Genomic DNA, 14,481 nt, shown 5'->3' on the forward strand with positions numbered 1-14,481 from the left:
TATTTATCTAAATACCACCATATCGTACGAAGCTACCTAGTATTAACATGATTATACTAATCGTTGTCACCGCTATAATATGAAATGTCATGAGAGGAAGTTTTGTATCATCTGTTTTTAAACGAGGAAGCACATAAAATTGAGCACTCAAAGCCAATAATACAATTGTTGCTAAGCCTATCAGTTTTAATGAGACAACTCTTTCAATGGGGTTTTCGAATTGAAACCAATTACTAATCTTGATCGTGTAGATATAAGACATTCTTACTCCTGTAATAACCATAACTAATAAAGCTGGAATGGATATCCTAACGAAAGTTCCAGAGTAAGAAAAGGTATATAATACTTATCTTACAATTATGAAAGGAATAAAAAATCATTACGATGCTTCATTTAAATTACGAGCGGTAGAATTGAGTTATGAAAGAAGTAATATATCGGAATTAGCAAGGGAACTTGGAATAAAAGCCTCCTTATTATACAAATGGCGCAAAGATTATCAAGAATACGGATCCAATAGTTTTCCAGGAAAAGGTAATTTAAAACTAACGCCAGAACAGGAGCGAATAGTTGAATTAGAAAGAAAGCTTAAAGATGCAGAATTAGAACGTGATATCTTAAAAAAAGCAATCAGCATTTTCTCCAAGAACGGTCGATGAAATATAGATTTATAAAGAATCACGATTGCCAATTTCCGATTGAGAAAATGTGTATTATCTTAAAAATCCACTCCAGCAGCTATTATAAATGGAAAAATAAAGGTTGCTCCAATCGACTTTTGAGAAAAAATTTGATGCTAGATAAAATAAAGTATCTATATTTTAAATTCAAGCAGAGATATGGAAGTCCTCGAATTCATTCAGAATTAAATGCTTTAGGTTACAGAATATCAGTTAAAACAGTTGCTAAATATATGCAAGAGCTTGGTTTAAGAAGTAAATTAAGTAAAAAGTTTAGAGTTACAACAAATTCTAAACATAATTATTTAACTGTAAATAATCTTCTTAATCGAGATTTTTACGCTTCAAAACCTTCTATGAAATGGGTATCAGATATTACTTATATTCAAACTCAAGAAGGATTTTTATATTTAACAACAATTATCGATTTATATGATAGAAAGGTCATTGGTTGGAGTTTGAGCAATACGATGAGTACTGAAGATACAACTTTATCAGCATGGCGTATGGCTATAAAGAATAGATCGATTAAAAAAGGAATGCTATTTCATTCTGATCGAGGAATACAATATGCGTCAAAGAAGTTTGCAAATACGCTTGATTCTTATGGTGTTATCCGTAGCATGTCAAGGAAAGGGAATTGCTGGGACAATGCTGTGGCTGAGAGTTTCTTTAAATCGTTAAAAACTGAAATGATTTATGGAAATAAATTAATTACAAGAGAGAAAATGAAAAAACAAATTTTTCAGTATATTGAAATTTGGTATAACAGAAATAGAAGACATAAAGCTTTGAATTATAAAACTATTTTTGAGTTTAATAATAATTTACAATTTTTAAAAAATGTAGCTTAACTTACACTGGAAAATTCAGGGGGATATCCAGAAGTCCTATTCGTTCGTATTTACTTTCAAAAGAGAACAATTTCTCTATCGATTTTTCTTTCCATACTTGTGGTAAAATAACCAAACTTAATATAATATGTCCACCAACCCATATCGTAGCGCCTATTAAATGGAAAATTAATAATAGATGTAATTCGTGCATATCAAGAAATATTAATTCATTTTATTGATGATCTTATTTTACTAAAATCAACTGACTATTTACTAAAGCCTCTAACTTATGTATAACATTTGGTTCTATCGTTATATAGTCACTAGAGCTTAATTCTATTGTTTGTTCATTTTCATCTGAATACACTACTTTTCCAGTAACACATAAAAGCAAAGCAGGTATTTTTGTATTGTGCTCTTTTAAAACACTTTTTTCTAATAATTGAATTGATGTTACATTACTAGATTCGCCTTTGAAAATACTTATCGCTCCAACGCTTTTATCAGTATCATGAATACTATTTAAATTTGGTAAATTTTCCATAATGAATTATTTATCTTCTAAATTTATTCCAAATCAATTAAATACTCGACCAAATCTATCTTATATTTTCTTATTTATACTCAGTAATAATTAATTTTTAAATCAATTACCATTTCAAATAAAAATCACTTCACTTCTCCCCTATTTTGTTCGCCCACTTTTTCCGAAACATTATCGAACAACACTCGAACAAATCCTATTTCTAGTTTTATGATTTTCACCTCAACCCCTCTCCAATAAAAGAAAGTTGTATTCTTGTTATTCTTGCCTTTATATTCAATCTCAAATTTTTTCAGCTGGGTTGTAAATAAAATAATAAAAGAGAAAATTCATAAATTTCATATTCAATCCCATTTCATTTTTACCTTCCAGATGAATGTATTTTTTAATTTCCTTTACGATAGAATGAATATCTTTTCCATTTATTTTAAGATATTTGTAATATGGATGGTAAAACAAGAGCAAATATAAAACCTGGTATGCTGGTTAATATTGTATTGAAAAAGGATCAACGAACTGGCGAATTGACTGAGGGTATCGTGAAAGATTTATTGACTTCTGCGCCTTATCATCATCGTGGTATAAAAGTTCGTTTGACGGATGGACAAATTGGACGTGTGCAAGAAATTATTGAAGACGATTTTTAGAATGCATCAAACTATAAATTAAAAGCTCTTATCAATACAGATAAGAGCTTTTTACAATTTTTCACCTTTGCCTTTTCTATTTCAACAAATAGATTTTAATTAACAAATTGTGTGTTATAACAACTTAAACCATCTATTTGAATAATTTTATTTCAAAATGCACAACTGGTTTTAATTAAGAATCCTATAAATCGGATATTGTCTGTAAGTATTCTTCTCAAAATAAGGCGAATTTTTATAAACCCAATCCAACTGTGCTTCGCCATCATTAGCAAACTCTGGTTTTAATGCTTTTTCTGCTTCAAATGCGGTTTTCAAAACCACATTATTTTTCAATAATTCAGCAGCTGTATCCTCAAAAATATAAGCCGAATAATATTCTTTCTGACCTAATATTCCATCGAAAAAATTCCAGTTAAAGAACGAATCCAATGCCTCTGGTTCTAAGGTTTCAAGAATATATTTCACTCCATCTTGTTGTGTTGGCACAATATAATCTCCTTCAAAAAATTTAAGCGATTTCATCGATTTTGTAACCACCGTTTCGTAATGATTATAATGTCCTTCATATGCATTTTTATTGGTTTTAAAATCTGATATTTTATACGATTCGACGTTAATTAATGTATCATTTTCTATTCGTTTCATTTGAATATCATTTCGTTGCAAAGCTTCTACAACGCGATATTCAGCTTGTGGAAGAACATAATATTTCGGAATTGTAATGTAACTAATTGGTTTTGCAGAATTGAATAATTTAATTTTTTTTGTAAATGGTTTCGATCGATCATAGTACAATCTATCTTTTCCCGAAACCGCACTTGGCTTGTATCCTGCTTCAAATCCTTTAAAATTCATTGTTGTAAATTGAGTAGAATCTATTTTCCAACGAATTCCATATTGATTTCCGACCTGATATTGTTTTAGATTTTCTTTTCGTAAATTTCTGATTGTCAAATATTCTTTATCTAAATTTTCTAGATTTACCAACATATATTTATACGTTGCGTCTACACGGTTTTCATAAGGCTTTAACATATGTGTTTCGGGCATTGTGCTTAGTGCATTAAACAATGTTGTATAACCTGTAGAATAGCGTGGAGAATCTTCGAAAGCTGCAAAACCAATATCAGGAACATCGCCATGTATGTTCACATATTGCGTACTTTCGTAACCATTTTTTTGCATTTCGGCTAGATTATTTGCTTGATATGTCGTATAAAAATAATCGCCCAAAACATTTCCTACACGCGCTTTAAAAGACGAAATATAGGTAAATGTGTACTGATAATCTGCCCCATTACTTACATGATTATCAATAAAAACATCAGGTTTCAACCAATGAAAAATCGTCTGAAAGCTTTTTGCATTTTTTGAATCATTTTTAATAAAATCTCTGTTCAAATCATAATTTCTGGCATTTCCACGAAAACCATATTGTTCAGGTCCATTCTGATTTGCGCGCGAAAAAGCCCCTCTATTCAACATACCACTTACATTATAGGCCGAAATCGCAGCAATAATAAAATTCTTAAGCGGTTTAATTTTTTTCATTGCCAAATCTCGCATCAACATCATCGTCGCATCAATTCCGTCCGGTTCTCCAGGATGAATTCCATTGTTTACGAAAAGCACTGCTTTTGTTTTACGTAATTCTTTTATATCTTTTTCTTTAAATGGATTATAAACAACTACATAAATTGACTTTCCATTATCGTCTTCTCCTTTTTTTACATACTGTATTGTCTCAAAATTTTCCGCTAAATTTTGATAAAACACATTCATTTCATCATAGGTTGTAGTTTGATTTTTATTTCCTTTTTCGTAAGGAGTTATAAAATTATTTTGACCAAAAAGTAGTGTAGAAGTAAGAAATAAAAACAGTATTTTAAAATTCATATCATTAATTTCTTACTAAAATAGAGAGAATACAAAAGATTCAACATGAAAATGAATTATTTTTCTAAAATAATCTTCTACATACAGTAAAAAACATTTGAAATTATAAGGAGAAGCTCTTGTGGAGCTTAGGTAAACTTGTTACAAGTTGATTAATAAATTATATGTTCATTTTTTTTCTTGATAAAAAAAACGAACCAAAAAAAATCAAGTCCGTGCCTACAAGTCGGTCAATAACGACTACTCGCTAAATGCTTTAAATTATTCACATATAAAATGTGAACAGTAAATCATTTTTAACGCTCACTACGTAGAATTGACACTCGACTCTTCAGCAATGACAGCTTTAAAATTCGTTATTATAAGTGAATTTGAATATTGAAAAAGGAATTAAAAATCCGACGATTTAGTATCGAAATGAAATTCAATTCTAAATTATTGGAATAAAAAAAGTTGGAGTGTCTGAGTGGAACGAGTTGACAACTTTATGAAAATAATTTAGTTAGTTGAATCATTGAGAGACTACTGTCGGCATCTTTTTTTGTTTCGTTTTTTTTGGATGAACAAAAAAATGAAAAGAAGAAATATAGAATCACCCTATCCCTACTTCCTCTTATCATTTATATTATTTAATTAACTCGTATATTACTGAAATTAAATAAATTAAAACATATAACAAAGTTCACGAATTCTACGACAGTGCAGATGTGCAAAGGCTACTTAACGTTAGTGAAAAAACGTTGTATCGCATGAGGAGAAACAAGACGATTCCTTGTTTTAAGCTCGGTAAAAAGTACTTTTTCCCAAAACATTTCTTTAATATAAAATTCTTGGATAAGAGCCTTTTTTGTTAAAGAATGTCTTATCCTAAAATAAGTTGACACCAAATCAACTTATCATGAAAGAATCATACTTAGAAAGAGAAAAGCGTACACAACGCGATTACACCTTAGGCTTTAAGTTAGCTGTTGTACGCCAAGTAGAAAAAGGCGGCTTTACGTATAAACAAGCCCAAAAACACTACGGTATACAAGTTCGACTAGGCACTCAATGGGGTTACCTGAGTTTAATAACAGATGCTTATTCAAGAAAAATAATGGGGTATTGCTTCCGTGAAGATTTATCAGCTGATGGTTGTATTGAAGCGCTTAACATGGCAGTAAATAACAGGCTTTATAATGAATCTATAATTCATCATTCTGATAGAGGATCGCAGTATTGCTCACATAAATATGTAGATTTATTACTCTCAAATAACATAGCTATAAGTATGACAGAAAAAGGTGATCCCTATGAAAATACAATGGCAGAAAGGGTTAATGGAATAATTAAAATGGAATTTAATTTATATGAAAGCACATTAGGTTTTGATCAGACAAAAATTAAAATTACTAATAGTATTAAAACTTATAATGAATTAAGACCACATACAAGTTGTGATTATTTAACTCCAAATGCTGCGCATTTGCAGTCAGAAAAATTAAAGAAAAGATGGAAAACTATAATAGAAGTTTTAATAATCAAAACTCCTTTGTATAGTAAATTTAGGATTAAGATCAATTGGTGTGTAACTATAACAGGATTTATTTAAAAACATGTATAGTTATTTTAGGACCGGGTCATTTGTTTATTCTAAAGCTAATACTTTACAGAAAAAAGAATTTGTAAACATAGTGTTCGACAGCAGTTTACACTATGAAAATGGGATTTATCAAATACCTACAATGATGGATTTATTTTCGAGTAACCATTTGAAAATAAAGGAAGAAAACTTTTTTATTTATACAAAAAAAGAGATTCTAAGTAATAGAATCCCTTTCAGCGGAGAGTGAGGGATTCGAACCCCCGGAGGTGTGACCCTCAACAGTTTTCAAGACTGCCGCATTCGACCACTCTGCCAACTCTCCAACACAGCGTTTATTGCCGTATTGCGAGTGCAAATATAGAACGCTTTTTCGAATTTGCAAATAAAAATTTTTAACAATTATTTTACGAAAACGTTTTCGTAAAATTCAATTCAATTTAAATTAAACAATAAAATAATGGTTAATAGCTACTTATTAGTATTCATAAAATTTAAAATTTCCTATTAAAAATTTATTTTTTTTCTATATTTTAGTATTTTCGTAGGAATAGTTGCTTTTTTATGACAATAATTAGTTTTTGTAAAAAAAATGTACGAAATCGTTATAATTAATTACTTTTGCCAAGAATTAAGTAAATAAACACAAAATAAACATTTTCTAAAATGAACCACTCTTCTTATGATCAACAACTTGCATCTTTCAATGAAATGAGCAAAAAGGTTGTAGAATTCATTAAAATTGTTTCAGATTTATGGTATGATCAATCTGTTGAATTGGTAATTTTCCGTAATCAATTAGTTGATAAAAACGTTAGTGACATCGTAAATCTACATCAGTATGCTGAGGAATTTGTAGAAAAAAAGATTGCTATCGACGATACGTTAGCGATTGCTAAAGCTATTTCTGAAGCTAAATTACCAGCTTCTAGACTTGATGTTGGAAAATTGGCTAAAGAATATATTTCTGGAGATTACGCTTCGGCAGAAGCTTTTGTTGAAGAGAAATTAGGTGCAAGCAAAAATGTAAAAAGTGTTGAACCAAAAGATGTTGTTTTATACGGTTTTGGTCGTATCGGACGTTTATTAGCTCGTGAGTTGGCTTCTCAAATGGGAAAAGGTCAACAATTAAGATTACGCGCTGTTGTAACACGTGATAAAAACGATCCTGTTTTATTGGAAAAAAGAGCTTCTTTGTTACGTCATGATTCTGTTCATGGTGATTTTGACGGAAACGTTGTAGCTGATCACGAAAATAATGCTTTAATTATCAACGGAGTTTCTGTTTATATGATTTCTGCAGCTCAGCCAGAAGATATTGATTATACTGCTTATGGTATTAATAATGCTTTAATTATTGATAACACAGGTGTTTTTAAAGATGAAGAAGCGTTATCTCGTCATTTAAAATCTGTTGGTGCTGATAAAGTTTTATTAACAGCGCCAGGAAAAGGTGTTCCGAATATTGTTTACGGTGTTAATCATGAAGAATATAGCCCAGAAAATGTAAATATTTTCTCAGCGGCATCTTGTACAACAAATGCAATTACACCTATTTTGAAAGTTGTTGAAGATAATTTAGGTGTTGTAAAAGGACATTTAGAAACAATACATGCGTATACAAACGATCAAAATTTGGTTGATAATATGCACAAAAAATACCGTCGTGGACGTGCTGCTGCTTTGAATATGGTAATTACTGAAACTGGTGCTGGTAGTGCTGTAGCAAAAGCTTTACCAAGTTTAGCAGGTAAATTAACTTCGAATGCAATTCGTGTTCCTGTTCCAAATGGATCTTTGGTTGTCTTGAATTTAGAAGTTAGTAAAGATACTTCTGTAGAAGCGGTAAACAATTTGATGAAAGATGCTGCATTGAACGGAGAATTAGTTGAGCAAATTAAATTTTCGTTGAACAATGAATTGGTTTCTTCGGATATTGTTGGAACTTCTGCTCCGTCGATTTTCGATAGTAATGCGACAATTGTTTCTGCCGATGGTAAAAATGTTGTGATGTATGTTTGGTATGATAACGAATATGGATACAGTCACCAAGTAATGCGTTTAGCAAAACACATTGCAGGTGTTAGAAGATATACATACTATTAATAGTATTTTTTCCCTTTATTTAAAATTAATCCGTTAACATTTATTTGTTAGCGGATTTTTTTTGTAGGATATTCATTTAAAAATACTTAAGTAAATTTTATGTATTATTTTTGTTAATGTTATATTAATATTAGTTTAGAAAATTAACTTTTTTTAAAAAAAACTTAAAACAATTTATCGTATGAAAAAACTTTACTTTTTTAAATCATCCTTATTAACATTATTGTTATCAGGATTTGCTTTTGGACAGGGAACAGAAACTTTTGAGTCCCAAACAGCATTAAGTAGTTCTTATGCAACAGGATCATTTACTGGAGAAACAGGAGGAATTGTATGGAATTATACAAATGCAAGAAATGAAAGTACATATCCAATCACAAATAAAGGAATCCTATTTCAAGCTGCAGGAAATACATTAGAAACTACAATTTCTAATGGAATCGGAAAATTATCTTTTGATGTCAGAAAAGCTTTTACTGGAGGTTCAAATAATAGAAAGATTGAAGTATTAGTAGATAATGTAGTTGTTTACACTTCACCAACATTTGGAAAAGCACAAACGGATGCTACTATTCATTCATTTGAAGTAGAAATAAATAAGTCAGAGGCAGCTGTTATTACATTTAGAAATGCAGGACCACAACTTACTTTAGATAATATTTCTTGGACTGCCGCTGGAATAGCAACGGAAAAACCAGTTGTGTCTCCACGAACAATTACAGGAACTTATGGTGTATTATTGCCTGATGGAGCTGTGACAGCAACTAATAATCCTACCTTTTGGACTCAAACAGGTATTTTACCTTTAGGAATTACATTTGATAATGGCGTTTTCTCAGGTACACCTGAACAAGCAGGAACATTTACAGCACAGGTAGCAGCCACAAATCAATATGGAACTTCTGATCCGGCTACTATAACTTTTGAAATTGCAAAAGCAAACCAAACAGTAGATTATAACTTTGAAGCTTTAGTTCAAAACCAAGGAACCACTTTTTCTGGTTTACCATCACAAACAGATCAAGGGTTAAATATTGTGTATACTTCTGCTGATAATTCTATTGTTTCTATAAACGGAAATAGCTTATCATTTGATGGTATTGGTTCTACAACTATTAATGCAACTGCCGTTAGTAATAATAATTATAACGAATTTAGTACAACTTTTGATGTTTCAGTAACAGATCCTAATGCTACTTATTGTTTTGAGGAAACATTTGATGGTTTAAATGGTAATAATACAAGTACTGCAGGATCTAATAAGGCTTGGAATGGGAATTCTAATTTTCCTACTGTAGTTACTGTTTATCAAGCAGGAAATGCTATTAGGTTAGGTTCAAGTAATAACAAAGGGGGGATAACATCAAAAGTGTTAGATCAAATAGCTGGTAATGTAATAGTTTCTTTTGATGTAAAAGGTTGGACAGCAATTGAAGGAAGTGTCAATGTTACATTAGGTTCAGAAACTAAAAATGTTGTTTATACAGCGAAAATGGCAGATAATTTCGAAACACAAACTGTAAGTTTTGAAAACGTGGCTGCTGGTTCTACTTTAAAATTAGAAACATCGGCAAAAAGAGCATTTATTGACAATGTTAAAATTCAATGTTCAACAGCTGAAAACTCTACAACTTGGGACGGAACTGCATGGTCTAATGGAACGCCGGATCTTACAAAAGATGTAATCATCAAAGGTAAAGTAACAGTTGATACGCAATTAGAAGCTAAAACGTTTACAGTTTCAGATGCTGGAGGTTCAGTTGTCGTAAAGTCAGGTGCTCGTTTAATCGTTGATGGGAAGATCGACAATCAAGCTGGTCTTACAGGATTAGTTGTAGAAAATGGTGGTAATTTAATCCAAAATCAAAACGTTGCTAACTCAGGAGCAATTACAGTTAACCGCGATAGTAAATCGATGGTTCGTAATGATATGACGTTCTGGTCTTCTCCGGTTCAGCAGGAAGCATCGCAACAAACTATACGTTCATTCTCTCCGGAAACATTATACAATCGTTTTTGGACATATAATGAAACAACAGATGAATTTACTCAGATTTTAACTTCAGATACAGACTCAAAATTATTTGAACCAGGTAAAGGGGTTTCTATCCGTGTTAAAAACACTTTACCAACAGGGCAAAATACAATTCATAATGGTGCATTTTTAGGTGTTCCGTTCAATGGAGATATAACAGTTCCTGTTCAATTTACAGCAAATGGATACAATTTAGTTGGTAACCCTTATGCTTCTAACATTAATGTGGAAAAATTCTTATTAGCAAATGAGAATGTTAATTCATTATATTTCTGGACACATCAATTCCCTGTTGGTTCTTCAGAATATGCAAATAATTATGCCGCATTCAACGTTGTAGGTGGTGTTATTCCTGATTTGTCAAACATTTCTGTTGGACAAGGATTTATCGTAGGACTTTCTCAAGCTACACCTACAGTTAATTTTAACAATACAATGAGAACTTCGCAAGATGCATTTTTCTATAAAAATTCAATTGCAGAGAAAAACAGAATTTGGTTAAGTTTATCAAAAGAAAGTAAAACAATTAGCCAAATTTTATTAGCTTATATGGATGGAGCTACAAACGATGCGGATAATCAAATTGATGCAAAAGTGATGCAAAGAGGATCTTCAGCAATCTACTCATTGATTAATAATGAAGCATATGCAATCCAAGGACGCAGCTTACCTTTTAAAACTGATGATGTCGTAAAATTAGGTTTTGAAACTTTAGAGCAAGGAAATTACACAATCAATATAGAGAAAGCTGATGGGTTGTTTGAAAAAGGACAGATTGTTTATTTAAGAGATAAAGAGTTAAATCAAGTACATAACTTATCAGAATCAGCTTATTCATTCACTTCTAAAGCAGGAATATTTGATACTCGTTTTGAACTTGTGTATACAAATAAAACATTAGGTACAGATGAATTGTCAAAAGAAAATGTTATTGTTTATACTAAAAACAATACAATTGTAGTGGATGCAAAACAAAATAAAATTTCTTCGGTAGAGTTGTATGATATTCAAGGAAGAAAAATATTTGTGAAAAATAACATTCGTGCAAGTGTTTACCAAGTTGAATCTTCTGCAAAAGGAATTTTAGTTATAAAAGTTCTGACTGAAGACGGAAAAGTTAAGACTCAAAAAGTTGTAAACAAATAATTTAACATCTAATAAAATAGTACAATATGAAAAATATAAAACAAATTATCTTAGTTGCAGGAGTTTTGCATTGTTCAATAGGTCTATCTGCTCAAGAAAATAAGATTTCGTTCTTTGAATCAACTAATCAAAATGAAAGTTCTGCTAGACCAGGAACCGGTGGTGGTGGAACAGATGTTGAAGATGCTGATCCAGCACCAATCGATGATTATTTACCATTATTGGTAATAGGGGCAGGATTGGTTGCTTTACGTTTCAGAAAGCAGTTATTAAAAAACTAATTTCTAAATTATATAAAAAAAGAAAGCTTCTCTATTTTTGAGAAGCTTTTCTTATTTTATCTGTTCCAAACTATTCGCAATTGCTTTATATAGAACTTCACCCATTCTTTCACAATTTTCGTAAGATTGATCTTTATAAAACTTTGCAAAACCAGTTCGTAATTGTGCAACATTTTCTGGTTTAGAAATATGATCATTTTTCATGATTTTCATTAAATCACGAAAACGTTTCGAACTATTCGAAATTCTTTTCGAAATCAAGGATTTTACTTCTTTTCTATATTGATCGACAGAATTTGGTTTCAAGCGATTATTCACCAAATCAACCATAATTTTATTTTCTTTGAAATACTGTGGTCGATAAATTTTTAAATTTCCTTCATAACATTGTTGATCGAAATCTATTGGTCGAATTCTATAGATAACTTGATCAAAATCGTGAATTGGAATCACCACATAATTATACGATCGCATATCACCTAAAAGACCAATAAAACAGCGTTCATTGAACTTTACAAACTCTTTTGCAATCTGATTTTTCTCTAAATCATTACATTTATCCAAATAATTTTTGATAAAAACATCTCCTGGAATTCCTAAAATATGCTCTTCAATCAATGTATTTTTGTAGACCAAAAAATTGATTCGATGTGGAGACAAAATATCTTCTAATTCTAAACCATAAATACGCGAAGCATCTGCTTTTTTGATGTAAAAATTGGTATAATTATCATTCAAAATATTACGAACCCGAATACGAAAAGGTTTCGAATTTCCGAACGTACAATAATCAATAGAATCAACAACAAGATAAGGCAAAGACTCCTCATCTCCGTCTGAATGTAAGTAGGTGTAAATTCTGTTTAGACTATCTTGAATTTCCTGATGTTCCGAGTCGGTATAATAAACACCTAACCAATGCGTATCATTTCCTTCCTTATCTTCCAATGCTACACAACCCGAAAAACGCATCAAATCATCATATTCTACACTCGCTTTTGTTTTGCGATGATATTTCTCTAAATAATGATTTAATTCGTCACTCACAGGATAAATAGGCTTTCTAAACTCTATTTTTACATCTTTCATTTCATGCTTATTAGTCTATACGAAGATAGGTCTAAATTTATTTTTTAAAATTGTTTATTGGATTAATATTTGCTAAATTCAAACATAATCTAAATCTAAATAAAATGAATATTCAGGTCAGAAATTTGACTCTTGAAGATTATAGTGATTTGACTGAATCTACAAAAGAAGCCTATCACAATCAGCTTGGAACTTGGACTGTCGACGAAATTAAAGAATTATTAGCTATTTTTCCGCAAGGTCAACTTTGTGTTGAAGTGGATGGAAAAGTTGTTGCTTCGGCATTAAGTATTGTGGTTAATTCGAAAAAAACGAATATCGAATCGAATTATGATACGATAACATCTAATGGTAAATTTTTAAAACATGATCCAGAAGGTGATGTAATGTATGGAATTGAAGTTTTTGTTCATCCAAATTATCGTCAATTGCGCTTGGGAAGACGTTTATATGACGAACGTAAAGCGCTTTGTGAAGAAATGAATCTAAAATCAATTGTAGCTGGTGGACGTATTCCAAATTATCATAAATATTCGCAAGAATTATCTCCTAGACAATATATAGAAAAAGTAAAAAGTAAAGAAATTTATGATTCAACTTTAGCTTTTCAGATTTCGAATGATTTTAATGTTAAAAAAATCTTGAAAAATTATCTGAAAGATGATAAAGAATCCTTAGAATACGCCACTTTATTAGAATGGAATAATATCTATTACGAACCTGAATTGAAATCTAATTCACCGACAAAACGTACTATTCGTCTTGGTTTGGTGCAATGGCAAATGCGTTTATTTAATGGTTTACAAGATTTTTATGATCAAATTGAGTTTTTCGTAAGTGCGGTAAGCGATTATGGCTCTGATTTTATTATGTTTCCAGAATTTTTCAATTCGCCGTTGATGAGTCCATATAATCATTTGAAAGAGATTGAAGCGATGCATCAATTAGCAACGATGACGGACGATATTGTGAAGAAAATTCAAGAATTTGCAATTACATATAATGTCAATATTATTTCAGGATCTATGCCTCATCTAAAGGAAGGAAAACTATATAATACGTCATTTTTATGTCATCGTTCGGGGAAATTAGATTCGTATAGTAAAATACACATTACACCAAATGAGTTCAAATATTACGCATTGAATGGTGGCGATGAAATAAAAGTTTTTGATACCGACTGCGGAAAAGTAGGTTTACTAATTTGTTATGATGTCGAATTTCCTGAATTGAGCCGTATTTTAGCCGATCAAGGAATGGAAATTTTATTTGTTCCATTTATGACTGATACGCAAAATGGTTATACGCGAGTACGTAGTTGTGCGCAAGCTCGTGCAATAGAAAATGAGTGTTATGTGGCTATTGCAGGCTCTGTGGGAAATTTACCGCGTGTGAATAATATGGATATTCAATATTCACAATCGGCAGTTTTCACACCTTCAGATTTCTCTTTTCCAAACAATGGAGTTAAAGCAGAAGCAACTCCGAATACAGAAATGGTACTGATTTCTGATGTTGATCTTTATCTTCTAAAAGAGTTGCATGAGTATGGAACTGTAAAAACGATGAAAGACAGACGCAAGGATTTGTATGAAGTAAGACTAATAAAAACATAAAAAAAACCTCCAAATTGGAG

General features: G+C 31.0%; 11 protein-coding genes, 1 tRNA gene and 1 pseudogene. 8 read left to right on the forward strand and 5 right to left on the reverse strand.

Going from position 1 to position 14,481, the window contains the following annotated elements:
* The first annotated feature begins 359 nt into the window (after positions 1 to 359).
* Positions 360 to 1,534, forward strand: a protein-coding gene (locus ACTS9J_RS12210) for an IS3 family transposase (RefSeq protein WP_448352912.1) whose coding sequence is annotated in 2 segments (ribosomal slippage) — positions 360 to 627 and positions 627 to 1,534 — 1,176 coding nt in all. Because the reading frame shifts where the segments join, the coding sequence is not laid out codon by codon here.
* Position 1,535: 1 nt separating this feature from the next.
* Here ACTS9J_RS12210 and ACTS9J_RS12215 read toward each other — a convergent pair.
* Positions 1,536 to 1,727, reverse strand: coding sequence for a hypothetical protein (locus tag ACTS9J_RS12215; protein WP_448353282.1), 192 nt, complete (start codon positions 1,725 to 1,727; stop codon positions 1,536 to 1,538).
* A 33-nt stretch (positions 1,728 to 1,760) separates the two neighbouring features.
* The gene (locus ACTS9J_RS12220; protein WP_416410800.1) at positions 1,761 to 2,060 is read right to left on the reverse strand and encodes a hypothetical protein; all 300 of its coding nucleotides are present in this window, start codon (positions 2,058 to 2,060) and stop codon (positions 1,761 to 1,763) included.
* A 443-nt stretch (positions 2,061 to 2,503) separates the two neighbouring features.
* On the opposite strand from ACTS9J_RS12220, the gene ACTS9J_RS12225 reads away from it, so the two are divergent.
* Complete coding sequence (locus ACTS9J_RS12225) at positions 2,504 to 2,707, forward strand: YwbE family protein (RefSeq protein WP_286495937.1); 204 nt, start codon at positions 2,504 to 2,506, stop codon at positions 2,705 to 2,707.
* A 171-nt stretch (positions 2,708 to 2,878) separates the two neighbouring features.
* Here the strand turns inward: ACTS9J_RS12225 and ACTS9J_RS12230 are convergent, their stop codons facing one another.
* Entirely contained in the window at positions 2,879 to 4,606 is a 1,728-nt protein-coding gene (locus tag ACTS9J_RS12230) for a hypothetical protein (protein ID WP_286495938.1), read from the reverse strand.
* A gap of 662 nt (positions 4,607 to 5,268) precedes the next feature.
* Between ACTS9J_RS12230 and ACTS9J_RS12235 the strand changes: the two genes are divergently transcribed.
* Together ACTS9J_RS12235 and ACTS9J_RS12240 are read left to right on the forward strand one after the other, a co-directional pair.
* Positions 5,269 to 5,460, forward strand: coding sequence for a helix-turn-helix domain-containing protein (locus tag ACTS9J_RS12235; RefSeq protein WP_286495961.1), 192 nt, complete (start codon positions 5,269 to 5,271; stop codon positions 5,458 to 5,460).
* Positions 5,461 to 5,504: 44 nt separating this feature from the next.
* Positions 5,505 to 6,086, forward strand: a pseudogene (locus ACTS9J_RS12240) (DDE-type integrase/transposase/recombinase); the annotation flags it as partial.
* Positions 6,087 to 6,428: 342 nt separating this feature from the next.
* Here the strand turns inward: ACTS9J_RS12240 and ACTS9J_RS12245 are convergent.
* A tRNA-Ser gene (locus ACTS9J_RS12245) sits at positions 6,429 to 6,513 on the reverse strand.
* A 341-nt stretch (positions 6,514 to 6,854) separates the two neighbouring features.
* Here ACTS9J_RS12245 and ACTS9J_RS12250 point away from each other — a divergent pair.
* From ACTS9J_RS12250 to ACTS9J_RS12260, 3 genes are all read left to right on the forward strand, one after another.
* Complete coding sequence (locus ACTS9J_RS12250; RefSeq protein WP_448353283.1) at positions 6,855 to 8,294, forward strand: glyceraldehyde-3-phosphate dehydrogenase; 1,440 nt, start codon at positions 6,855 to 6,857, stop codon at positions 8,292 to 8,294.
* Between the two features lie 181 nt (positions 8,295 to 8,475).
* Complete coding sequence (locus ACTS9J_RS12255) at positions 8,476 to 11,475, forward strand: hypothetical protein (RefSeq protein WP_448353284.1); 3,000 nt, start codon at positions 8,476 to 8,478, stop codon at positions 11,473 to 11,475.
* A 26-nt stretch (positions 11,476 to 11,501) separates the two neighbouring features.
* Entirely contained in the window at positions 11,502 to 11,756 is a 255-nt protein-coding gene (locus tag ACTS9J_RS12260; protein WP_180904914.1) for a hypothetical protein, read from the forward strand.
* A gap of 51 nt (positions 11,757 to 11,807) precedes the next feature.
* Here ACTS9J_RS12260 and ACTS9J_RS12265 read toward each other — a convergent pair whose 3' ends face one another.
* A complete protein-coding gene (locus ACTS9J_RS12265; protein ID WP_180904915.1) occupies positions 11,808 to 12,845 on the reverse strand; it encodes a hypothetical protein in 1,038 nt (345 codons plus the stop codon).
* Between the two features lie 104 nt (positions 12,846 to 12,949).
* On the opposite strand from ACTS9J_RS12265, the gene ACTS9J_RS12270 reads away from it, so the two are divergent.
* Positions 12,950 to 14,461 (forward strand): carbon-nitrogen hydrolase family protein, encoded by a 1,512-nt coding sequence (locus ACTS9J_RS12270; RefSeq protein WP_219034775.1) that lies wholly within the window; start codon positions 12,950 to 12,952, stop codon positions 14,459 to 14,461.
* The last annotated feature ends 20 nt before the right edge of the window (positions 14,462 to 14,481 follow it).

This window comes from Empedobacter sp. ULE_I140 (assembly GCF_053482575.1).